The sequence below is a fragment of the Pseudomonas sp. MWU12-3088 genome, from assembly GCF_023242405.1.
Taxonomy (GTDB): Bacteria; Pseudomonadota; Gammaproteobacteria; order Pseudomonadales; family Pseudomonadaceae; genus Aquipseudomonas; species Aquipseudomonas kribbensis.
The window spans coordinates 82,233-104,520 of the sequence record NZ_JALJEA010000012.1; the positions used below are offsets into that span (position 1 = coordinate 82,233).

Genomic DNA, 22,288 nt, shown 5'->3' on the forward strand with positions numbered 1-22,288 from the left:
TGGCGTAATTCGAGGGCTGATTGGCGTATGCGCCAAAACCTACGCGCCTACAGTGAAGCCGTCTACCCCTTTTCACGGAGAAGAATCATGGCGTTGCAGATCGGTTTTCTGTTGTTTCCCCAGGTGCAGCAACTCGACCTGACCGGCCCGTATGACGTGCTGGCCTCGCTGCCGGACGTGCAGGTGCATCTGGTCTGGAAGGATCTGGTGCCGGTCAACTCCAGCACCGGGCTGCTGCTGAAACCGACCACCACGTTCGAGGACTGCCCGGATCTGGACGTGATCTGCGTACCCGGTGGCGCAGGCGTCGGGCCGTTGATGGAAGATGAGCAGACGCTGGCATTCATCAAGTCGCAAGCCGCAAAGGCGCGTTACGTGACGTCGGTGTGCACCGGTTCGCTGGTGCTTGGCGCGGCGGGTCTGTTGCAGGGTAAACGGGCGACTACGCACTGGGCTTATCACGATCTGCTGCCGACACTGGGCGCGATTGCGGTGAAGGATCGGGTGGTGCGTGACGGCAATCTGTTTACCGGGGGCGGCATCACGGCCGGGATCGATTTTGCCCTGACACTGGCGCAGGAACTGGTCGGCGTCGACACGGCGCAACTGGTGCAATTGCAGCTGGAATATGCGCCGGCGCCGCCGTTTGATTCCGGTAGCCCGGAGACGGCACCCAGTGCGGTTGTTGAAGAAGCCCGCAAGCGTGCAACGCCGTCGTTGAGGCTGCGCACTGAAATAACCGAACGCGCGGCGGCGAAGCTCAACCTGCGCTGACATTTCAGCCACACCCGAGAACTTGTGGGAGCTGGCTTGCCAGCGATAGCGGTGAGTCAGTCAATGAAGATGTCGACTGTGCAGACGCCATCGCTGGCAAGCCAGCTCCCACAGGTCTCTCACAGGTTCCGGTGTCAGCCACAGGTTTGCATGTTGTCCCGGTTTCTTGCCGCACCTTCACTTGTCCCCTCGGCCCCACCCGTGTAGAAAGCCTGTCCACAAATCGTGCACAAGGACTTTCCATGACAGCTCTGCCATGGCTCTATCTCGGGCTTCTCAGCCTTGGTTACGGATTGGCGCTGAGTTTCGGCCAGCTCGGCTGGCTGGCGCTGATCTCCATTGCACTGCTGGTTTTCGCCGGTTACGCCGTGCGCCAGCAAACCGTGCCGGTCGGGCGTTTTCTCGGTCATGGCCTGTTTATCGTGCTGGCCGTGGCGCTGGCCATGCACTGGCTGCCGGGCTTCTATAACGGCCGGGCCATCCCGGCGCAGCGTTTCACCGACAACGCCGTGCCGTTCTCGATGTTCGTAAACCTCGACAAACCGCTGATCGGCTTCTGGCTGTTGCTGGTCTGCCCGTGGATCGTCGCGCGACGCTCGTTGCGCCTGACGGTTTACGCCACCGCACTGGCACTGACGTTGAGCGTGATTCTGGCGTTGGGTGGCGCAGTGCTGCTGGGCATGATCACCTGGGCGCCGAAATGGCCGGATCAGGCGTGGCTGTGGGTGCTGAACAACCTGCTGCTGGTGACGCTGGTCGAAGACGCGCTGTTTCGCGGCTATATACAGGGCGGCCTGAGCCGGCAATTCAAACACCTGCCCTACGGCGAAAACCTCGCGCTGCTGCTGGCGTCCCTGCTGTTCGGTCTGGTGCATGTGGGCGCCGGCTGGCAATGGGTGTTGCTGGCGGGCCTGGCGGGGCTCGGCTATGGTCTGGCCTATCGTTTTGGCGGGCTTGCTGCAGCGATCGCCACGCACTTTGGTCTGAACCTGCTGCATTTCGGCCTGTTCACCTATCCGATGCTCGCGGGTTGAGGCAAGCCCCGTTTTGCGACGCCGTACTTATAAATGAAAAAAAACTTCAACAAATCGCCGACCCCGCCGACAACCTTTCAAAGCCTTGCGGATTGAAAAACCATGCGTAATAACCAGCCCATTACACAACGCGAACGGACTTTCCCGGCTCAGCAACGGTTGATTTCCACAACCGACGCCAAAGGCGTGATCACCTACTGCAACGACGCTTTCGTCGAAATCAGCGGGTTTTCGCGTGAGGAACTGATCCGTGCGCCGCACAACCTGGTTCGTCACCCCGACGTCCCGGCGGCGGTGTTTTCGCACATGTGGGGCACACTGAAACAAGGCTTGCCATGGATGGGCATTGTCAAGAATCGCTGCAAGACCGGTGATCATTACTGGGTGAACGCCTATGTAACGCCGGTGTTCGATGGCAGTCAGGTGGTCGGTTACGAGTCGGTGCGGGTCAAGCCGTCCGCCGAACAGATCCGCCGTGCCGAAGCGCTCTACCAACGCATCAACCAGGGCAAGTCGGCGATTCCTTCGAGCGACAAATGGCTGCCGATCGTGCAGGACTGGCTGCCGTTCATTCTGGTCAGCCAGTTGAGCTTCATGATCGGCGCCACCCTGAACTCGCAGTGGGGCTTCGCCCTCGCCGCCGGTCTGTCGGTGCCGCTGGGCCTGCTGGGCCTGCAATGGCAACAACGCGGGCTCAAGCGCCTGCTGCGCCTGGCCGAGCAGACCACGTCCGACCCGTTGATCGCGCAGATGTACACCGACAGCCGTGGCGCCCAGGCGCGTCTGGAGATGTCGATCCTCAGCCAGGAAGCGCGCCTGAAAACCTGCCTGACCCGTCTGCAGGACACCGCCGAGCACCTGACCGATCAGGCCAAACAGTCCGACGCCCTGGCGCACAACAGCTCCAGCGGTCTGGAACGTCAGCGCGTGGAAACCGAACAGGTCGCCACCGCCGTCAACCAGATGGCCGCCACCACCCAGGAAGTGGCGAGCCACGTCCAACGCACCGCCGACGCCACCCAGGAAGCCAACCGCCTGACGGGTCGCGGCCGCGACATCGCCGGCGAAACCCGCGAAGCCATCCAGCGCCTGTCCGTAGTCGTGGGTGAAACCGGCCTGACCGTCACCCAACTGGCCAAGGACAGCGACGAAATCGGCGGCGTGGTCGACGTGATCAAAGGCATCGCCGACCAGACCAACCTGCTGGCACTCAACGCCGCAATTGAAGCCGCGCGGGCCGGCGAGATGGGCCGTGGTTTTGCCGTGGTCGCCGACGAAGTCCGCCAACTGGCGCAACGCACCAGCGAATCCACCGGCCAGATCCACGCCCTGATCGCCAAGTTGCAACAGACCGCCTCCAGCGCCGTACAAACCATGGAAGCCGGCCATCGCCAGGCGGAAGAAGGTGTAGCGCGGGTACTGGAAGCGGACCAGGCCCTGGTGGGCATCAGCGAAGCGGTGGCCAACATCACCGACATGACCACCCAGATCGCCGCCGCGACCGAAGAGCAAAGTGCCGTGGCTGAAGAAATCAGCCGCAACATCAGCAACATCTCGGAACTGGCGGACCAGACCTCGGAACAGGCGCATAACTCGGCGTTGCTGAGTGAAGAGCTGACCAAGACGGCTAATACGCAATATTCGTTGGTGGAGCGGTTTAACCGCTGATTGTTCTGCAATACAAAAAACCCGGATAGCGAGAGCTTCCGGGTTTTTTATTGTGGCTTACGGCATGACTACACATCGGGGCGCTATGCCCTACAAGCACGCCAGAATCCGCTGACTGGTGCACCTTTGGGGTCAGTTCTATCGTTTGCCGGTAGAAATCCAATCCCTTAAGCTGGTCAGTATGAATACATCTCCTTTGGAGGCTCCGATGGCCACCACCAGAAAGATCGACAAGCCGGTTAAAAAAGTCATTCGCGATGAACTGACTTTTCTTGATGTCCGGCAAGCCGCGCGTGATGGGCAGAAAGCGTTCGATAAATATGTGATCACTGGCAAGCTACCCATAACAAAGTAGCCATAGATGCCAGCAGTCAAAATCTCTGCGCTTTTCGAACAAATCAACAACTGGGAAAACTTCGCCGCTCATTTTTATAACTACAAAGTGTGCGGTGAACTGCCTGCTATTTTCGGGCGAGACGAACGACTCGACCTCAGCGATATGCATCACATCCACCTGGCCAGTACCCAAGCGACCCAGGCGCGGTGGGCAAAAATAGACCGCCAGTATTATCGAACTGCCCTGGTTGACGATCCTGACAACGACTTCTGGCTTATCTACGCCTACGATGCTTTCCGGGATGAATACCTTTTGCTGACAATCACTGGCCCGGATGCCCATAACCGGAGTGAGTGGGGTTCATTTCTGCGTACGGTGCATTGCGAGATTGTTGAGCCATGGGTCGTGGGGAAAGTCATCTATCCCGACCTCGACGACTTTTAATCAACTGACCTGCCAGCTCTCGGATCTTGCCTACAGCAATGCAGAAAAAACCCGGATAGCGAGAGCTTCCGGGTTTTTTTGTCTTGGTACTTACTCCTTCGGCACGAGGTTATCCAGCGCCTGATTCACCGCCAACTCGCCCAACATCACGACTTGCGCAATGCCCAACAGCGTCTTGCGGTTCGGCCCTTCCAGCAGGCCGGCAAAATCACCGAGCATGACCGTGGCTGACGCGAGGGATTCGCAGGCGTTGGCCAGCAAGGACTCCGTGTCAATTTGCGGGTTGACCCTGAACATGTCGTTTGGGGTGTAGGGCGTGGCCATGATCTTGGCTGCGGGGGTCAGGTAATAGTCGAGGGCGCGTTCGGCCGCGTCGTGGAGTTTTCTTGAATCGGGAAATTCGTAGGGGGACACCGGATCTTCTAACGGTGGAATGACGGTCTTGGACATCAGCTGGAACTCCGGAAAGAGTCGCTTGAGGACTTTTATAGAGGACTGCCAGGCAGTGAGGGGACAAGCCCCTCACCGAGGCGGCAACTACCGCGAGACGTGATGGTTATCCAGCACACGATTAACCAGCAGCTCACTCAGCATGATGACCTGCTGCAGAATCTGCATCGCCTTGCGCTGCGACGGATCGACGGTGTCGCCGATATCCCGGGCCATGTCACTGGCCGACGACAGCGTTTCGCACGCTTCGACCAGCAGCGTCTCGTCATCCACCGTTGGATTGACCAGATAGATCCTGCCCGGCTTGCGCGATGGCTTGGACGTCTTCTGCGCCCCAGGATCAAGGTAATGATTGATCGCCCGCTCGGTTGCCGTTTTTATGTTTTCGGCTTCGAGTGCGGCGTCGTAGGGGATTGAATCGGTTTCTGGTGGGTTTGGCGTAATTTTGAACATACGGACTCTCTATCTTGAAAGAATTGAAGAGCCGTCACTTTCGCTACCAAACGATGGGTGGCGGCCACACGTGGGTTGGTAGACCGGTCAAGACAGAGAAACCCCCGGCGCCCCCGAAGGAGCCCCACGCATGGCCACCATATAAAACTCAGCCTCAAAAATGAGACTGCATAAGGGACGCCACACGGCTGTCAAGAAACGGGCTACCAAACCCGATCACTGTTTTTCAGTGACAGGGAAACGATATAGCCCTCTCCAAGCCGCGTAAGCCGGCGGATTCTGGCGTACGCGTAGGCAACGACGCAAGGTGTTGTAGCCGTTATGGCGTAACGGTTCGTGTACTTTAAACACGGTCAGGCGATCGTGTTTATTTGCTGGAAATGCTGGGCTGAGGGAGTTTTCAGTTTTGGTAGTGTGCCAGTGAAATCTTTCCCCTCACCCTAGCCCTCCCGAAACGTCGGACCGCCCCGAGGGAGAGGGAACTGACCGAGGTGTTTGGACGAGGTACGCCGACGTGGGATACCGAGTTGAACTCAGGTTTTGAACGGCACTTCAATCGGCTTTTCACCACTCAACAGGATGAGCGTTAGCTCGGCTGCAGCTTTTGATCTTGATCCACGGGCGACGTCGGAAGGCTGAGTGGAGGGATTTATCCGGGGGTGGGAGCGCAGCGACCGTTTGGCGCAGCCAAACACATCGAGAGGAGGTGCAGCGAAGCAAACCGTAGGCGATGCCCCCCGGATGAATCCCGGAGCGAAGGAACCCCGAGCCTTAGCGAGCGGGCCGAACGTAGGAGCAAGCGTTTTTTTGCTTACTTTTTTTAGGCGTTTGTAAAAAAAGTGAGTCGCCGTAAGGGCGAAACCCTAGGTGGGCTTAACCGCAGCAACGGATATGTACACAGATCGAAAGTGTGTCGCGCTCAAGATCTACCCCCTCACCCCAACCCTCTCCCCCAGGGGGGCGAGGGGGAAAGGGAGCCGATCTTCATGCGGTTCAAAATCTCGATCAGTGCTTGAGAAACTCGGCTACCTTCTGCGCGGCGGCAGCCAAATGCTGCTCATGCGTAAACCCGGAAACCTTGAGCGGCTTCAAATCATGATCCCCAGAGGCCAGCCAAAACACCTGAATACTCGGCGATAGATCGTAAGCCTCGACAGCGTCCCGATTGCCAAGCGCATCCCGCTCCCCCTGAACAATCAACGTCCGAGTCTTCAACCCAGCCAGATGCTCAACCCGAGGCTTCTCCGGCTTCCCAACCGCATAAAACGGATAACCCAGGCAAACCAAAGCATCAGCGCCAAGCTCATCGGCAAGAAGACTGGCCATCCGCCCCCCCATCGACTTCCCGCCAACCGCCAAAACCCCAGCGACATGAAGTCGCACCAAGCCATAAACCTCACGCCAACATTCGAGCAACTTAGGCGCCGGATTCGGCGGACGCTTAACCCCATCAACCCGCCGCTGCGCCATATAAGGAAACTCAAACCGCAACACGTTGATACCAAGCCCAGCAAGGCGCCCAGCCACATCCGTCATCCACTCACTGTCCATCGGCGCCCCCGCACCATGGGCAAGAATGAGCGTCGCCGAAGCCTCCCCAACAGCCGCATCCCAAAGCCACCCGTGATCCCGCAGGCACTGCGCCCATTGATCCCCGTCAATACTGGCCTTGTGCTGTTTGTCCATGCTTGCCTCGCTTTTAGTCTGCCTATAACTCCAGGCGAAGGATTCGCGGCGTTTTCTGCGCGCGCTCACTTCGGCTGAACCGTGGATGGGGAACCATGAACACTTCTATCAGTACCGCCTACAACTACAAGGTGGTCCGCCAATTCGCCATTATGACGGTGGTGTGGGGCATCGTCGGCATGGGGCTCGGGGTTTTTCTCGCGGCTCAATTGGTCTGGCCCGAACTCAACTTCAACCTGCCGTGGACCAGCTTCGGACGCCTGCGCCCGCTGCACACCAACGCGGTGATCTTCGCGTTCGGCGGCTGTGCCTTGTTCGCCAGTTCGTTCTACTCGGTGCAGCGCACCTGCCAGACCCAGCTGTTTGCGCCGAAAATCGCCGCGTTCTGCTTCTGGGGCTGGCAGCTTGTGATTCTGTTGGCGGCCATCAGCCTGCCACTGGGTTACACCAGTTCCAAGGAGTACGCCGAGCTGGAATGGCCGATCGACATCCTGATCACCATCGTCTGGGTCGCCTACGCCATCGTGTTCTTCGGCACGATCATGCAGCGCAAGACCAAGCACATTTATGTGGGCAACTGGTTCTTCGGCGCGTTCATCATCACCGTGGCGATCCTGCACATCGTCAACAACCTCGAGTTGCCGGTGAGCTTCACCAAGTCCTACTCGGTGTACGCCGGTGCGACCGACGCGATGGTGCAATGGTGGTACGGCCACAACGCCGTAGGCTTTTTCCTCACCGCCGGTTTCCTCGGGATGATGTACTACTTCGTGCCGAAACAGGCCGAACGTCCGGTGTATTCGTATCGCCTGTCGATCGTGCACTTCTGGGCGCTGATCACCCTGTACATCTGGGCCGGCCCGCACCACTTGCACTACACCGCGCTGCCGGACTGGGCACAGTCGCTGGGCATGGTGATGTCGCTGGTACTGCTGGCACCGAGCTGGGGCGGCATGATCAACGGCATGATGACCCTCTCGGGCGCCTGGCATAAGTTGCGCAGCGACCCGATCCTGCGCTTCCTGGTGGTGTCGCTGGCGTTCTACGGCATGTCGACCTTCGAAGGTCCGATGATGGCGATCAAGACGGTGAACGCCCTCTCCCACTACACCGACTGGACCATCGGCCACGTACACGCCGGCGCGCTCGGCTGGGTGGCGATGATTTCCATCGGCGCGCTGTACCACATGATCCCGAAAGTCTTCGGCAAAGAGCAGATGCACAGCATCGGCCTGATTAACGCGCACTTCTGGCTCGCGACCATCGGCACCGTGCTCTACATCGCCTCGATGTGGGTCAACGGCATCGCCCAGGGCCTGATGTGGCGTGCGGTGAACGAGGACGGCACGCTGACCTACTCCTTCGTCGAAACCCTGGTGGCCAGCCACCCAGGCTTCGTCGTGCGGCTGATTGGCGGGGCGATCTTCCTCAGCGGCATGTTCCTGATGGCTTACAACACCTGGCGCACCGTGCGGGCCTCGCAGCCTGCTGACGTCGTTGCTGCCGCGCAGATGGCCTGAGGAGTCCGCCATGAAACACGAAACGATTGAAAAGAACGTCGGCCTGCTGATGCTGCTGATGGTGTTCGCCGTGAGCATCGGCGGCCTGACCCAGATCGTCCCGCTGTTCTTCCAGGACGTGACCAACAAACCGGTGGAAGGCATGAAGCCCTACACCGCGCTGCAACTGGAAGGCCGCGACATCTACATCCGCGAAGGCTGCGTGGGTTGCCACTCGCAGATGATCCGTCCGTTCCGCGCCGAAACCGAACGCTACGGCCACTACTCGGTCGCCGGTGAAAGCGTGTGGGATCACCCGTTCCTGTGGGGCTCGAAACGTACCGGTCCGGACCTGGCCCGGGTTGGCGCACGTTACTCGGATGACTGGCACCGTGCGCACTTGTACAACCCGCGCAACGTTGTGCCGGAATCGAAAATGCCGGCCTACCCATGGCTGGTCACCCAACCGGTCGACAGCAGCCACACCGAAACCAAGCTCAAGGTCATGCGCACCCTCGGCGTGCCGTACACCGACGACGACATCAGCGGCGCGGTGGCCAGCCTCAAGGGCAAGACCGAAATGGACGCCCTCGTCTCCTACCTGCAAGTGCTCGGCACTGCGATCAAGAGCAAGAGGTGATCGAGATGGCCTTAGAAATGAGCGCGGGGCTGATTCGCGGCCTCGGCACGGTCGTGGTGTTCGTGGCCTTTGTCGGCCTGACCCTGTGGGTGTTCAACCGCAAGCGCACGCCGGAATTCGCCGAAGCGCGCCTGCTGCCGTTTGCCGACGAGCCGCAACCCGACCCAACCCAAGCATCTGAAACAAGGAGTACCCGGCCATGACCACCTTCTGGAGTACGTGGATCTGCGTACTGACCATCGGCAGCCTGATCGGCCTGACCTGGCTGCTGGTCGGCACCCGTCGGGGCGAGACCAAGGGCAGCGTCGACCAGACCATGGGCCACAGCTTCGACGGCATCGAGGAGTACGACAACCCGCTGCCGCAGTGGTGGTTCATGCTGTTCGCCGGCACGCTGGTGTTTTCCGTGGGCTATCTGATCCTTTATCCGGGCCTGGGCAACTGGAAAGGCATCCTGCCCGGCTACGAGGACGGCTGGACCGGCGTTCACGAGTGGGAAAAGGAAATGAGCAAGGCCGACGCCAAGTTCGGGCCGATCTTCGCCAAATTCGCCGCGATGCCGGTGGAAGAAGTGGCGAAGGATCCGCAGGCGCTGAAAATGGGTGGCCGTCTGTTCGCGTCCAACTGCTCGGTGTGCCACGGTTCGGACGCCAAGGGCGCCTTCGGCTTCCCTAACCTCGCCGACCAGGACTGGCGCTGGGGCGGCAGTGCCGAGACGATCAAGACCACCATCATGGGTGGCCGGATCGCGGCGATGCCGGCCTGGGGCGAGTCACTCGGTGAGGTGGGCGTGAAAAACGTCGCTGCTTACGTGCGTCACGAACTGGCCGGGCTGCCACTGCCGGCGGACAACAAGGCCGACCTGCAAGCCGGACAGCAGACGTTCAGCACCATGTGCGTAGCCTGTCATGGGGCAACCGGCCAGGGCACTGAAGCCATGGGTGCGCCGAATCTGACGCACCCGGCCGGATTTATCTATGGCACCAGCCTGACCCAGCTTGAGCAGACCATTCGCCACGGTCGTCAGGGCCACATGCCGGCTCAGAACGAGCTGTTGGGCAACGATAAAGTGCAATTGCTGGCGGCTTATGTGTACAGCCTTAGCCATGGATTGAATACAGAAAAACTGATTACTGAAGACAACAAGAAGTAATCATTGAGTACAACACTGCCGCACGTTTCCAGTGCGGCAGTTTCCAGCCTCTTTGCGACGCATTGTCGCACCCCTTCTTGCCCTCTCCTTTCGGTTCCCCGGATTCGGGTCTACGCTTGCTCGATGCGGACTGGCCCGTGCCGGTTCCAGGTCGACCCCGAGCGAGGCGTTGAACGAATCGGCTGACTGACATGGCCGCAAAGGCCGGTAGATACCGGCTGTCGTGCCGATTACCGTCCGTCACCCGAACCGAGCGTTCGAACACACCCCGTTACATCCGACCGGAACCCCTCGCTTTTTTCGTCCGCTGCGACATTTTGCCCGAGGGCAATTTTGTCCTTACGCGGCGCATGGAAAGGCCGCAGAATCAGCGTTGGAAAGCATTGACCCAGGTCATGGCGCGTTGCATTGACCCCCTGCTTTCTACATACTTGCGGCCGATTTTAATCCTAATAAAACACCCAAACCGTGGAACCTTAGAATGAGCACAGCAATCAGTCCGACTGCTTATAACTATAAGGTAGTCCGCCAGTTCGCCATCATGACGGTGGTCTGGGGGATCCTTGGCATGGGGCTCGGTGTCTTCATTGCCTCGCAACTGGTCTGGCCGGAGTTGAACTTCGGTCTGCCGTGGACGAGCTTTGGACGCCTGCGCCCGTTGCACACAAACCTGGTGATTTTCGCCTTCGGTGGTTGTGCACTGTTTGCCACTTCCTACTATGTCGTGCAGCGAACCTGCCAGACGCGACTGATTTCCGACAGCCTCGCGGCCTTCACCTTCTGGGGATGGCAAGCGGTCATTGTCGGCGCGATCATTACCTTGCCGCTGGGTTACACCACCACCAAGGAATACGCGGAACTGGAATGGCCCCTCGCCATTTTGCTGGCCATTGTCTGGGTCACCTACGGTCTGGTGTTCTTCGGCACCATCACCAAGCGCAAGACCAAACACATCTACGTGGGTAACTGGTTCTACGGCGCGTTCATCGTCGTGACGGCGATGCTGCACATCGTCAACCACGCCTCGCTGCCGGTCAGCTTCTTCAAGTCCTATTCGGCCTACGCCGGTGCGACCGACGCGATGATCCAGTGGTGGTACGGCCACAACGCCGTGGGTTTCTTCCTGACCACCGGCTTCCTGGGCATGATGTACTACTTCGTGCCGAAACAGGCCGAACGTCCGATCTACTCCTATCGCCTGTCGATCGTGCACTTCTGGGCACTGATCACCCTGTACATCTGGGCCGGCCCGCACCACCTGCACTACACCGCGCTGCCGGACTGGGCACAATCGCTGGGCATGGCGATGTCGATCATCCTGCTGGCGCCAAGCTGGGGCGGCATGATCAACGGCATGATGACCCTGTCGGGCGCCTGGCATAAGCTGCGCACCGACCCGATCCTGCGATTCCTCGTGGTCTCCCTGGCGTTCTACGGCATGTCGACCTTCGAAGGTCCGATGATGGCGATCAAGACCGTCAACTCGCTCTCGCACTACACCGACTGGACCATCGGCCACGTACACGCCGGCGCGCTCGGCTGGGTAGCGATGATCTCGATCGGCGCGATCTACCACATGATCCCGAAACTGTTCGGCCGCGCGCAGATGCACAGCGTGGGTCTGATCAACGCGCACTTCTGGCTCGCGACCATCGGTACCGTGCTGTACATCGCTTCGATGTGGGTAAACGGCATCACTCAAGGCCTGATGTGGCGTGCAATCAACGACGACGGCACCCTCACCTACTCGTTCGTTGAAGCGCTGCAGGCCAGCCACCCTGGCTACATCGTTCGTGCCCTGGGTGGTGCGTTCTTCGCCAGCGGCATGTTCCTGATGGCCTACAACGTGTGGCGCACCGTTCGCGCCTCGGACCCGGCTGAAGCTGAAGCCGCCGCCAAGATCGCCGTAGTTGGAGCTCACTGATGAAGCATGAAGCTGTCGAGAAGAATATTGGCCTGCTGGCCTTCTTCATGGTCATCGCCGTCAGCGTCGGTGGCCTGACCCAAATCGTTCCGCTGTTTTTCCAGGACGTCACCAACAAGCCGGTCGAAGGCATGAAGCCGCGCACCGCCCTTGAACTGGAAGGCCGCGACGTTTACATCGCCAACGGCTGTGTCGGCTGCCACTCGCAGATGATCCGTCCGTTCCGTGCCGAGACCGAACGCTACGGCCACTACTCGGTCGCCGGTGAAAGCGTCTGGGATCACCCGTTCCTGTGGGGTTCCAAACGTACCGGCCCGGACCTGGCCCGTGTCGGCGGTCGTTACTCCGATGACTGGCAACGTGCGCACTTGTACAACCCGCGCAACGTCGTGCCTGAGTCGAAAATGCCGGCTTACCCGTTCCTCGTGGAAAACAAGCTCGACGGCAAAGACACGGCCAAGAAAATGGAAGTGTTGCGCACGCTCGGCGTCCCTTACACCGACGAAGACATTGCCGGTGCAAAAGACGCTGTGAAGGGTAAAACCGAAATGGACGCGCTGGTGGCCTATCTGCAAGGCCTGGGCACCATCATCAAAAGCAAACGGTGATTCTTAATGGATATCGGGATGATTCGAGGCCTGGGCACCGTTGTCGTGATGGTTGCCTTCATCGGTCTGGCGTTGTGGGTGTTCAGCCCCAAGCGCAAGTCGGAGTTTGAAGACGCGACCTTGCTGCCCTTCGCGGATGATCCCGAAGCCATCAAGCACGTCGAGCAAGCTTCTAGGAGTAACAAAGAATGACTACATTCTGGAGTCTGTACGTCACAGTCCTCAGTCTCGGTACGATCTTTTCCCTGACCTGGCTGTTGCTGTCGACCCGCAAGGGCCAGCGCACCGAGCAGACCGACGAGACGGTCGGCCACTCCTTCGACGGGATCGAGGAGTACGACAACCCGCTGCCGAAATGGTGGTTCATGCTGTTCGTGGGCACCATCGTCTTCGCCCTGGGTTATCTGGTGCTGTACCCGGGCCTGGGCAGCTGGAAAGGTCTGCTGCCAGGCTACAACTACCTCGATAACGAAAAGCAGACCCCGTTCGCCAACGGCCAGACCGGCTGGACCGGCGTTCACGAGTGGGAAAAGGAAATGGCTCGCTCGGACGCCAAGTTCGGTCCGATCTTCGCCAAGTTCGCTGCAATGCCGATCGAGGAAGTCGCGAAGGATCCGCAAGCCCTGAAGATGGGTGGGCGTCTGTTCGCCTCCAACTGCTCGGTCTGCCACGGTTCCGACGCCAAGGGCGCTTATGGCTTCCCTAACCTGACCGACGCCGACTGGCGCTGGGGCGGCGAGCCGGAAACCATCAAGACCACTATCATGGGCGGTCGTCACGCGGTGATGCCGGCCTGGGCGGAAGTGATCGGTGAGCAAGGCGTGGCCGACGTGGCGGCCTTCGTGCTGACCAACCTCGATGGCCGCAAGCTGCCGGAAGGCACCAAGGCAGACCCGGCCAACGGCCAGAAACTGTTCGCCGCCAACTGCGTGGCCTGCCACGGTCCGGAAGGCAAAGGCACGCCAGCAATGGGCGCACCCAACCTGACCCACCCGGCCGCGTTCATCTACGGTTCGAGCTTCGCGCAACTGCAACAGACCATCCGTTACGGCCGTCAGGGCCAGATGCCTGCTCAGGAACAGCTGCAAGGCAACGACAAGGTTCACCTGCTGGCGGCTTATGTTTACAGCCTGTCCCATGGTGAAAAAGCACCGGAAGCCGAGGCCCAGTAAGGCCAACGCTTGAAGCAAAAAAAGGCCCCGCCAGTGAGAACTGGCGGGGCCTTTTTGTTTCTGCCCTTTGAATGGCCGACCAGCGGTCAGGCTCGTCAAGCCTTCTCGGTTGTGAGATGCCAGAAGCGGTAGTAACGTTGCTACATTCCTTCTTCAGGAGAGGTCGCAATGATGGCCATCACCACCATTTCCAGCCGCGAATTCAATCAGGACACAAGCAGTGCCAAAAAAGCCACGCGCAACGGGCCGGTAATCATCACCGACCGTGGCAAGCCCGCCCACGTACTGCTAAGCATTGAGGAGTACGAAAAACTCACCGGCCTCAACGCGAGCATTGTCGATCTGTTGGTCATGCCTGAAGCGGCAGACATCGAGTTCGAAACCGAGCGTGCCGTAATCACTCACCGCCCCGTGGATCTGTCCTGAATGTACTTGCTCGACACCAATGTGATTTCCGAACTGCGCAAACCCCAGGCCGACAAAAACGTTGTCGCCTGGGCCAGAACCGTCATTGCCCCCCGCATGTTCATCTCGGCCATTACCTTGAAGGAACTGGAGACCGGCGTCCTTCGCATGGAGCGTCGCGACCCGGCTCAAGGAAAGGTTCTGCGCACGTGGCTCAAGCGTCATGTGATGCCGGCCTTCGATGCGAGAATCCTGCCGGTCGATGCGGCCGTCGCTCTGCGATGTGCGCGCCTTCATGTGCCAGATCAGGCCAATGAAAGTGATGCGTTGATTGCTGCAACGGCATTGGTGCATGGCCTGACGGTGGTCACTCGCAATGTCGCCGACTTTGAATCCAGTGGCGTTGCATTGATCAATCCGTGGGACAGCAGAAATGCCGATACCTTTTGATTTCGTCTCAACGTCGGCCAGGAATGCGGGACCAGCGAACGACGCTGCTCGCAAACCCGTCCATACTTAGCAAGTCAATTGATCTGCATCATGCTTTGTTACATTCGCTACACCATTCAGGTTTTTTCCCCAACGCGACCAAAGGTCGCACCCGTTCGTCGGCATCACAGGCGTATCATTGCGCCACTGCAACACCCTTTCTGACCCCGGCCGGCACGTATCGGCCGAGGCATTTTTCCACTGCCGTGGGATGCAATGATGAGTAATCAGATTCCGGTACACGACGTCACGCCCCCCAACAAGAACGCGAACAACAGCGTCGACCTTTACGCCTCTCGAGAAAAAATCTACACCCGTGCTTTCACCGGCCTGTTCCGCAATCTGCGGATGATGGGCGGCACGGCGCTGTTCCTGCTGTATTTCGGTACGGTGTGGTTGAACTGGGGCGGCCATCAGGCCGTGTGGTGGAACCTGCCGGAACGCAAGTTCTTCATCTTCGGCGCCACCTTCTGGCCCCAGGATTTCATCCTGCTTTCGGGCCTGCTGATCATTGCCGCGTTCGGCCTGTTCTTCATCACGGTGTATGCCGGCCGGGTCTGGTGTGGCTATACCTGTCCGCAAAGCGTGTGGACGTGGATTTTCATGTGGTGCGAGAAGGTCACCGAAGGCGACCGCAACCAGCGCATCAAGCTCGACAAGGCGCCGATGAGCGCCAACAAGTTCCTGCGCAAGTTCGCCAAGCACGCCATGTGGCTGCTGATCGGTTTCGTCACCGGCATGACCTTCGTCGGCTACTTCTCGCCGATCCGTGAATTGGTGTTCGACTTCTTCACCGGGCAAGCCGATGGCTGGTCGTATTTCTGGGTCGGTTTCTTCACCCTCGCCACCTACGGCAACGCCGGCTGGCTGCGTGAGCAGGTGTGCATCTACATGTGCCCGTATGCGCGCTTCCAGAGCGTGATGTTCGACAAGGACACGCTGATCGTTTCCTATGATCCGCGTCGCGGCGAAAGCCGTGGCCCGCGCAAGAAAGGCGTCGACTACAAGGCTCAGGGCCTGGGCGACTGCATCGATTGCACCATGTGCGTCCAGGTCTGCCCGACCGGCATCGACATCCGTGACGGCCTGCAGATCGAGTGCATCGGCTGCGCCGCGTGCATCGATGCCTGCGACAGCATCATGGACAAGATGGACTACCCGCGCGGGTTGATCAGCTACACCACCGAACACAACCTGTCCGGGCAGAAAACCCATAAACTGCGGCCGCGCCTGATCGGTTATGCCGTGGTGCTGCTGGCGATGATCAGCCTGTTGGTGACGGCCTTCTTCATGCGTTCGCTGGTGGGTTTCGACGTCAGCAAGGACCGCGTGCTGTATCGCGAAAACGCCGAAGGCCGGATCGAAAACGTCTACAGCCTGAAGATCATGAACAAGGATCAGCGCGACCACACCTACGTGCTGGAAGCCGCCGGATTGCCGGATCTGCGCCTGCAAGGCAAGCGCGAGATCAAGGTGCCGGCCGGGGAAATCTTCAGCATGCCGGTCGAGCTGTCGAGCGCTCCCGAACAACTGCCGTCGAGCACCAACGAGGTGAAATTTATCCTCAAGGATGCCGATGACGACAGCGTCCACGTAGAAGCCAAGAGCCGGTTCATCGGCCCACAAAATCGTTGAGAGAACTGAACATGCCCGCAGCAAACGCCGCAAGCCCCTGGTACAAGCATCTCTGGCCGTGGATCATCATCGGGATCCTCGCTTGCTCGGTGACCCTGACGCTGTCCATGGTGACCATTGCGGTGAACAACCCGGACAACCTGGTCAACGACAACTACTACGAGGCCGGCAAGGGCATCAACCGTTCGCTGGACCGTGAATTGCTGGCACAGACCCTGAAAATGCGCGCCAACGTTCATCTGGACGACGTGACCGGGGAAGTCGATCTGCGCCTGAGCGGCGACAGCCAGCCGAAAACCCTGGAACTGAACCTGATCTCGCCGACCCAGCCGGACAAGGATCGCAAGATTGTCCTGACCCGCAGCGAAACCGAACAGGGTCGTTACATTGGCCAGGTGAACGACAAGGTCGAAGGCCGTCGTTTTGTCGAGTTGCTCGGATCGCAAGGTGACCAGGTGTGGCGCATGTTCGAGGAAGAAGTGGTCAGCCATGACAAGGATCTGTTGCTCGGTGACGAACCGCTGCAAGGCGCGGAAGACCTGGACAAGTAAGCAACTCTCCTGATGACCACCCCACTCCCCTGCTACCACTGCGCCCTGCCCGTTCCGACGGGCAGCCGCTTCACCGCTGTCGTGCTCGGGGAATCCCGCGAATTCTGCTGCCCCGGCTGTCAGGCCGTGGCCGAAGCCATCGTCGCCGGCGGGCTGGAAAGTTATTACCAGCACCGCAGCGAAGCCTCGGCCAACCCCGAGGCCCTGCCGGTGCAACTGGTGGACGAACTGGCGCTGTACGACCGCGCCGACGTGCAGCAACCCTTCGTCCGCCACGAAGGTGAACTGGCTGAAACCACGCTGTTGATGGAAGGCATCAGTTGCGCCGCGTGCGGCTGGCTGATCGAGAAACACCTGCGCACGCTGCCCGCCGTGGCCGAGGCGCGGCTGAACCTGTCCAACCATCGCCTGCATGTGCGCTGGGCCGACGCCCAACTGCCGCTGAGCCAGATCCTCGGCGAACTGCGCCACATCGGCTACGCCGCGCACCCGTATCAGGCCGACCGCGCCAGCGAACAACTGGCCAGCGAAAACCGCCTCGCCTTGCGCCAACTCGGTGTCGCCGGACTGCTGTGGTTCCAGGCGATGATGGCGACCATGGCCACCTGGCCGGAATTCAACATCGACCTCAGCCCCGAGCTGCACACCATCCTGCGCTGGGTCGCGCTGTTTCTCACCACGCCGATTGTGTTCTACAGCTGCGCACCGTTTTTCAAGGGTGCCATGCGCGACCTGCGCACCCGTCATCTGACCATGGACGTCTCGGTGTCGCTGGCGATCGGCGCGGCGTATGTCGCCGGGATCTGGACGTCGATCACCGGGGTCGGCGAGCTGTATTTCGACGCCGTCGGGATGTTCGCCCTGTTCCTGCTCGCCGGCCGTTATCTGGAACGCCGCGCCCGGGAACGCACCGCCGCTGCCACCGCACAACTGGTCAATCTGCTGCCCGCCTCGTGTCTGCGCCTCGACGATGCCGGCCAGAGCGAACGCATCCTGCTCAGCGAACTGCGCCTTGGCGACCGAGTGCTGGTTCAACCGGGTTCTGTGCTGCCGGCGGACGGCAAGATCCTCGACGGCCAGTCGAGCATCGATGAGTCGCTGCTGACCGGCGAATACCTGCCACAACCTCGCACACTGGGCGATGCCGTCACCGCCGGCACGCTGAATGTGGAAGGTGCGCTGACCGTTGAAGTGCAGGCGCTGGGTCAGGACACGCGGCTGTCGGCCATCGTTCGCCTGCTGGATCGCGCTCAGGCGGAAAAACCACGACTGGCAGAAATCGCCGACCGCGCCGCGCAATGGTTCCTGCTGCTGTCGCTGATCGCGGCGGCCGCCATCGGGCTGCTGTGGTGGGAACTGGATTCTTCGCGGGCGTTCTGGATCGTCCTCGCCATGCTGGTTGCAACCTGTCCGTGCGCGCTGTCACTGGCGACGCCGACCGCCCTCACCGCCGCCACCGGCACCCTGCACAAACTCGGCCTGCTGCTGACCCGCGGCCATGTGCTGGAAGGCCTGAACCAGATCGACACGGTGATTTTCGACAAGACCGGCACCCTTACCGAAGGCCGACTGGTGTTGCGCTCGATCCGCCCGCTCGGCGCCCTCGACAGCGATCAGTGCCTGAGCCTCGCCGCCGCGCTGGAGAACCGTTCGGAACACCCGATTGCCCGCGCCTTTGGCCGGGCGCCGCTGGCCGCCGAAGAGGTTCACAGCACGCCGGGACTGGGGCTTGAAGGCCTGGTTGGCGAACAGCGTTTACGCATCGGCCAGGCGGACTTTGTCTGTGATCTCAGCGGCGCACCTGTGCCGAAGATGCCCGACGAACCAGGCCAATGGTTACTGCTCGGCGACGCTCAGGGGCCGCTGGCCTGGTTCGCCCTCGACGACCGTCTGCGCGACGACGCACCGGCCCTGCTCGCCGCGTGCAAGGCGCGCGGCTGGCACACGTTGCTGCTGTCGGGTGACAGTTCGCCGATGGTCGCCAGCGTCGCCGCCGAACTGGGCATCGACGAGGCCCGGGGCGGTCTGCGCCCGGACGACAAGCTGCAAGTGCTGCAACAACTGCACAAGGCCGGCCGCAAGGTGTTGATGCTCGGTGACGGGGTCAACGACGTGCCGGTGCTGGCCGCTGCGGACATCAGCGTGGCGATGGGCTCGGCGACGGATCTGGCGAAAACCAGTGCCGATGCGGTGCTGCTGTCCAACCGGCTCGACGCGCTGGTGCAGGCCTTCACGCTCGCCCGCCGCACACGCCGGGTGATCATCGAGAACCTGTTGTGGGCCGCGCTGTACAATGGCCTCATGTTGCCGTTCGCCGCCCTCGGCTGGATCACTCCGGTATGGGCCGCCGTCGGCATGTCGATCAGTTCGCTGACCGTGGTGCTCAACGCCCTGCGCCTGACTCGCCTGCCGAGCCCGCCGGCCGTCAACGCCACGTCAGAAACCCGCCCGCTGCCGGCCTGAGCCGCGCGGGCATGGAGTACAGATGCCAGCTCTCTACGTGATGATTCCGGCCGCGCTGCTGATCGTGGCCATCGCCGTCTACATCTTCTTCTGGGCGGTGGACAGCGGCCAGTACGACGATCTCGACGGCCCGGCCCACAGCATCCTGTTCGACGACCAGGACCCGAAGCACACCGCCGCCGTGGACGAAGCCAAGCCGGTCAAACCGGACGACAAGGCGCCGCCTCATGCTTGATCTGGCGCCGCTGCTGGTGTCTGCGCTGATTCTCGGCCTGCTCGGCGGCGGGCATTGCCTGGGCATGTGCGGCGGTTTGATGGGCGCGCTGACCCTGGCGATTCCCAAGGAACAACGCAGCCGACGCTTTCGATTGCTGCTGGCCTACAACCTCGGGCGGATTCTCAGTTATGCCACGGCCGGATTACTGATCGGGCTGGCGGGATGGGCCGTGGCCAACAGTCCCGCTGCGTTGTTCATGCGGGTTCTGGCCGGGTTGCTGCTGGTCGCCATGGGCTTGTACCTCGCCGGATGGTGGAGCGGCCTGACCCGCATTGAAAGCCTCGGTCGCGGGCTATGGCGCTACATTCAACCGGTGGCCAACCGCTTGCTGCCGGTGTCGAGCCTGCCCCGGGCCTTGCTGCTCGGTGCGCTATGGGGCTGGCTGCCATGCGGGCTGGTTTACAGCACGTTGCTGTGGTCGGCCAGTCAGGGCAATGCGCTGGACAGCGCAATGCTGATGCTCGCCTTCGGGCTCGGCACCTGGCCGGTTTTACTCGCGACAGGCCTCGCTGCCGAGCGGGTCACGGCGCTGTTGCGCAAACGCAGCGTGCGCATGGCCGGCGGTCTGCTGGTGATCCTGTTCGGCATCTGGACCCTGCCGGGGCCGCACCAGCACTGGCTGATGGGCCACTGACCCAGGCTTGATGCAAATCAAGATGCCCCGCCGCGCCCTCCCCTAGACTCGCTCACACTGCCAGCCTATCCGGGGGAATGCCCGCATGCTCGACGCCATTCGTTGGGACACCGATTTGATCCGCCGCTACGACCTGGCGGGGCCGCGCTACACCTCGTACCCGACGGCCGTGCAATTCAACAGTCAGGTCGGTACCTTCGACCTGTTCCACGCCCTGCGCGACAGCCGCAAGGCCCTGCGCCCGCTGTCGCTTTACGTGCACGTGCCGTTCTGCGCGAACATTTGCTACTACTGCGCCTGCAACAAGGTCATCACCAAGGATCGCGGCCGCGCCCTGCCATACCTGCAGCGGCTCGAGCAGGAAATCCAGTTGATCGCCTGCCACCTCGACCCGGCGCAGAAAGTCGAGCAACTGCACTTCGGCGGCGGCACCCCGACCTTTCTCAGCCACGACGAATTGCGGCAATTGATGGCGCACCTGCGCAAGCATTTCAATCTGCTGGATGACGACTCCGGCGATTACGGCATCGAGATCGATCCACGAGAAGCCGACTGGTCGACCATGGGCCTGCTGCGAGAACTGGGCTTCAACCGGGTCAGCATCGGCCTGCAAGATCTCGACCCGGCGGTGCAGCGCGCAGTCAATCGCCTGCAAAGCCTGGAAGAAACCCGCGCGGTGATCGACGCGGCGCGCACCCTGCAATTTCGCTCGATCAACATCGACTTGATCTACGGCCTGCCCAAGCAGACCCCGGACAACTTCGCCCGCACCGTCGAAGAAGTCATCAGCCTGCAACCGGACCGGCTCTCGGTGTTCAACTACGCGCACCTGCCGGAACGCTTCATGCCGCAGCGGCGGATCAACGGCAATGAATTGCCGAGCCCGACGCAAAAACTGGAAATGCTGCAACGCACCATCGAACAACTGACCGCCGCCGGCTACCGCTACATCGGCATGGACCACTTCGCCCTGCCCGACGATGAACTGGCGATTGCCCAGGAAGAATCGACCCTGCAACGCAACTTCCAGGGCTACACCACCCACGGTCATTGCGACCTGATCGGTCTGGGCGTGTCGGCCATCAGCCAGATCGGCGACCTGTACTGCCAGAACAGCAGCGACCTCAATCACTACCAGAACACCCTCGCCGGCGCGCAACTGGCCACCAGCCGTGGCCTGGTGTGCAACGCCGACGATCGCTTGCGGCGCGCGGTGATTCAGCAACTGATCTGCAATTTCAGCCTGGATTTCGCCGAGATCGAGCGCACGTTCAATATCGATTTTCAGGGTTACTTCGGCGCGCTCTGGCCGCAGTTGCAAGGCATGGCAAAGGACGGCTTGATCGAACTGGATCGCGAACGAATCAACGTGCTGCCGGCCGGCCGGCTGCTGGTGCGCTCGGTGTGCATGGTGTTCGACGCGTATCTGGAACAGCAGAACCGCCAGCGTTTCTCGCGGGTGATCTAGCTCTTCATCAGCAAGGTATTGGTTTTCAGGTTCTGGTCTGCGGTCAGGCCCGATTGGTCGATGACCTTGGCCAGGGACAGGTTGGCGGTAATAAGACCGTTGTTGAGGGCAGAAATGGCGCCTTTGAGGGCCGCGATCTTGGCGAATCGCTCTTCGTTGGAGAGGGTCTTGTTAGCCATCAGCGCGTTGATCTGGGCGTTCTTTTCGGCGATCTGCTGGCGCAACTTGCGAATCATCTTCAGCAATTGCTGGACGTTTTCCGGCAAGCCGCTTTCATCGATATCGCTGTTTTTCCCGCCGACACCGGCGGATTTTGCAATGGCGGCACCGGACAGCGACACTTTGACGCCCTCGACCAAGGTCGGGGTTCCCAACGATGCCGCGTCTGTGCCGGACTCATCGTCAACGGAGGTTTCAGCACTTTCCAGCAACGACGCAACGCCACTGTTACCGGGGGGCAGCGTGCCAATAGCAGTCATCGAAGCGGTTCCTTGCATGCCGTCAGATACCTGGTTATCGGCCGT

25 protein-coding genes are annotated in these 22,288 nt (G+C 60.7%); 21 read left to right on the plus strand and 4 right to left on the minus strand.

What is annotated here, in order from left to right:
- Window positions 1-87: 87 nt before the first annotated feature.
- From inhA to M5B98_RS24330, 5 genes are all read left to right on the plus strand, one after another.
- A complete protein-coding gene (inhA, locus tag M5B98_RS24310) occupies window positions 88-774 on the plus strand; it encodes an isonitrile hydratase (protein ID WP_248744232.1) in 687 nt (228 codons plus the stop codon).
- Between the two features lie 242 nt (window positions 775-1,016).
- A complete protein-coding gene (locus M5B98_RS24315) occupies window positions 1,017-1,808 on the plus strand; it encodes a CPBP family intramembrane glutamic endopeptidase (RefSeq protein WP_248744233.1) in 792 nt (263 codons plus the stop codon).
- Between the two features lie 102 nt (window positions 1,809-1,910).
- On the plus strand, window positions 1,911-3,476 hold the full coding sequence (locus M5B98_RS24320) for a methyl-accepting chemotaxis protein (RefSeq protein WP_085711948.1): 1,566 nt from the start codon (window positions 1,911-1,913) through the stop codon (window positions 3,474-3,476).
- 208 nt (window positions 3,477-3,684) lie between these two features.
- Complete coding sequence (locus M5B98_RS24325) at window positions 3,685-3,831, plus strand: hypothetical protein (RefSeq protein ID WP_165369536.1); 147 nt, start codon at window positions 3,685-3,687, stop codon at window positions 3,829-3,831.
- Window positions 3,832-3,837: 6 nt separating this feature from the next.
- Complete coding sequence (locus tag M5B98_RS24330; RefSeq protein WP_248744234.1) at window positions 3,838-4,257, plus strand: type II toxin-antitoxin system YafO family toxin; 420 nt, start codon at window positions 3,838-3,840, stop codon at window positions 4,255-4,257.
- Window positions 4,258-4,347: 90 nt separating this feature from the next.
- Here M5B98_RS24330 and M5B98_RS24335 read toward each other — a convergent pair whose 3' ends face one another.
- The 3 genes from M5B98_RS24335 to M5B98_RS24345 all read right to left on the minus strand — a co-directional run bounded on the left by M5B98_RS24335 (window position 4,348) and on the right by M5B98_RS24345 (window position 6,846).
- Window positions 4,348-4,707: a DUF6124 family protein gene (locus tag M5B98_RS24335; protein ID WP_248744235.1), complete on the minus strand. Its 360-nt coding sequence runs from the start codon at window positions 4,705-4,707 to the stop codon at window positions 4,348-4,350.
- An 87-nt stretch (window positions 4,708-4,794) separates the two neighbouring features.
- Window positions 4,795-5,160, minus strand: a complete 366-nt coding sequence (locus M5B98_RS24340) for a DUF6124 family protein (protein WP_134826027.1) — start codon at window positions 5,158-5,160, stop codon at window positions 4,795-4,797.
- A 1,005-nt stretch (window positions 5,161-6,165) separates the two neighbouring features.
- Window positions 6,166-6,846: an alpha/beta family hydrolase gene (locus M5B98_RS24345; protein WP_248744236.1), complete on the minus strand. Its 681-nt coding sequence runs from the start codon at window positions 6,844-6,846 to the stop codon at window positions 6,166-6,168.
- 95 nt (window positions 6,847-6,941) lie between these two features.
- Between M5B98_RS24345 and ccoN (M5B98_RS24350) the strand changes: the two genes are divergently transcribed.
- The 16 genes from ccoN (M5B98_RS24350) (at window position 6,942) to hemN (ending at window position 21,764) form a co-directional block, all read left to right on the plus strand.
- On the plus strand, window positions 6,942-8,366 hold the full coding sequence (ccoN, locus tag M5B98_RS24350) for a cytochrome-c oxidase, cbb3-type subunit I (protein WP_011333291.1): 1,425 nt from the start codon (window positions 6,942-6,944) through the stop codon (window positions 8,364-8,366).
- Between the two features lie 10 nt (window positions 8,367-8,376).
- The gene (gene ccoO, locus M5B98_RS24355) at window positions 8,377-8,985 is read left to right on the plus strand and encodes a cytochrome-c oxidase, cbb3-type subunit II (RefSeq protein WP_007960355.1); all 609 of its coding nucleotides are present in this window, start codon (window positions 8,377-8,379) and stop codon (window positions 8,983-8,985) included.
- A 5-nt stretch (window positions 8,986-8,990) separates the two neighbouring features.
- Window positions 8,991-9,188: a cbb3-type cytochrome oxidase subunit 3 gene (locus M5B98_RS24360; RefSeq protein ID WP_085690240.1), complete on the plus strand. Its 198-nt coding sequence runs from the start codon at window positions 8,991-8,993 to the stop codon at window positions 9,186-9,188.
- Window positions 9,185-10,138 (plus strand): cytochrome-c oxidase, cbb3-type subunit III, encoded by a 954-nt coding sequence (gene ccoP / locus M5B98_RS24365; RefSeq protein WP_248744237.1) that lies wholly within the window; start codon window positions 9,185-9,187, stop codon window positions 10,136-10,138. Before M5B98_RS24360 ends, ccoP (M5B98_RS24365) begins: the two co-directional genes overlap by 4 nt.
- 481 nt (window positions 10,139-10,619) lie before the next feature.
- Complete coding sequence (gene ccoN / locus M5B98_RS24370) at window positions 10,620-12,062, plus strand: cytochrome-c oxidase, cbb3-type subunit I (RefSeq protein ID WP_085711942.1); 1,443 nt, start codon at window positions 10,620-10,622, stop codon at window positions 12,060-12,062.
- On the plus strand, window positions 12,062-12,670 hold the full coding sequence (gene ccoO / locus M5B98_RS24375) for a cytochrome-c oxidase, cbb3-type subunit II (protein ID WP_007905434.1): 609 nt from the start codon (window positions 12,062-12,064) through the stop codon (window positions 12,668-12,670). Before ccoN (M5B98_RS24370) ends, ccoO (M5B98_RS24375) begins: the two co-directional genes overlap by 1 nt.
- A gap of 6 nt (window positions 12,671-12,676) precedes the next feature.
- Window positions 12,677-12,862 carry a CcoQ/FixQ family Cbb3-type cytochrome c oxidase assembly chaperone gene (locus tag M5B98_RS24380; RefSeq protein ID WP_003175465.1) on the plus strand — a complete coding sequence of 62 codons (186 nt, stop codon included), beginning with the start codon at window positions 12,677-12,679 and terminating at the stop codon, window positions 12,860-12,862.
- Window positions 12,859-13,842 carry a cytochrome-c oxidase, cbb3-type subunit III gene (gene ccoP, locus M5B98_RS24385; RefSeq protein ID WP_085711941.1) on the plus strand — a complete coding sequence of 328 codons (984 nt, stop codon included), beginning with the start codon at window positions 12,859-12,861 and terminating at the stop codon, window positions 13,840-13,842. The genes M5B98_RS24380 and ccoP (M5B98_RS24385) overlap by 4 nt, the downstream gene beginning before the upstream one ends.
- A gap of 171 nt (window positions 13,843-14,013) precedes the next feature.
- Entirely contained in the window at window positions 14,014-14,268 is a 255-nt protein-coding gene (locus M5B98_RS24390) for a type II toxin-antitoxin system Phd/YefM family antitoxin (RefSeq protein WP_065259746.1), read from the plus strand.
- The gene (locus M5B98_RS24395; protein ID WP_248744238.1) at window positions 14,269-14,697 is read left to right on the plus strand and encodes a type II toxin-antitoxin system VapC family toxin; all 429 of its coding nucleotides are present in this window, start codon (window positions 14,269-14,271) and stop codon (window positions 14,695-14,697) included.
- Between the two features lie 258 nt (window positions 14,698-14,955).
- Entirely contained in the window at window positions 14,956-16,371 is a 1,416-nt protein-coding gene (gene ccoG / locus M5B98_RS24400) for a cytochrome c oxidase accessory protein CcoG (protein WP_119426411.1), read from the plus strand.
- 11 nt (window positions 16,372-16,382) lie between these two features.
- Complete coding sequence (locus tag M5B98_RS24405) at window positions 16,383-16,922, plus strand: FixH family protein (RefSeq protein WP_248744239.1); 540 nt, start codon at window positions 16,383-16,385, stop codon at window positions 16,920-16,922.
- Window positions 16,923-16,934: 12 nt separating this feature from the next.
- Window positions 16,935-19,385, plus strand: coding sequence for a heavy metal translocating P-type ATPase (locus tag M5B98_RS24410; protein WP_248744240.1), 2,451 nt, complete (start codon window positions 16,935-16,937; stop codon window positions 19,383-19,385).
- A gap of 22 nt (window positions 19,386-19,407) precedes the next feature.
- Entirely contained in the window at window positions 19,408-19,620 is a 213-nt protein-coding gene (gene ccoS, locus M5B98_RS24415; protein WP_248744241.1) for a cbb3-type cytochrome oxidase assembly protein CcoS, read from the plus strand.
- Complete coding sequence (locus M5B98_RS24420; RefSeq protein ID WP_248744242.1) at window positions 19,613-20,296, plus strand: sulfite exporter TauE/SafE family protein; 684 nt, start codon at window positions 19,613-19,615, stop codon at window positions 20,294-20,296. Before ccoS ends, M5B98_RS24420 begins: the two co-directional genes overlap by 8 nt.
- Before the next feature lie 85 nt (window positions 20,297-20,381).
- Complete coding sequence (hemN, locus tag M5B98_RS24425; protein ID WP_248744243.1) at window positions 20,382-21,764, plus strand: oxygen-independent coproporphyrinogen III oxidase; 1,383 nt, start codon at window positions 20,382-20,384, stop codon at window positions 21,762-21,764.
- Here hemN and M5B98_RS24430 read toward each other — a convergent pair.
- Entirely contained in the window at window positions 21,761-22,243 is a 483-nt protein-coding gene (locus M5B98_RS24430) for a hypothetical protein (RefSeq protein WP_248744244.1), read from the minus strand. The two genes, hemN and M5B98_RS24430, sit on opposite strands and share 4 nt — an antisense overlap.
- Window positions 22,244-22,288: the final 45 nt, after the last annotated feature.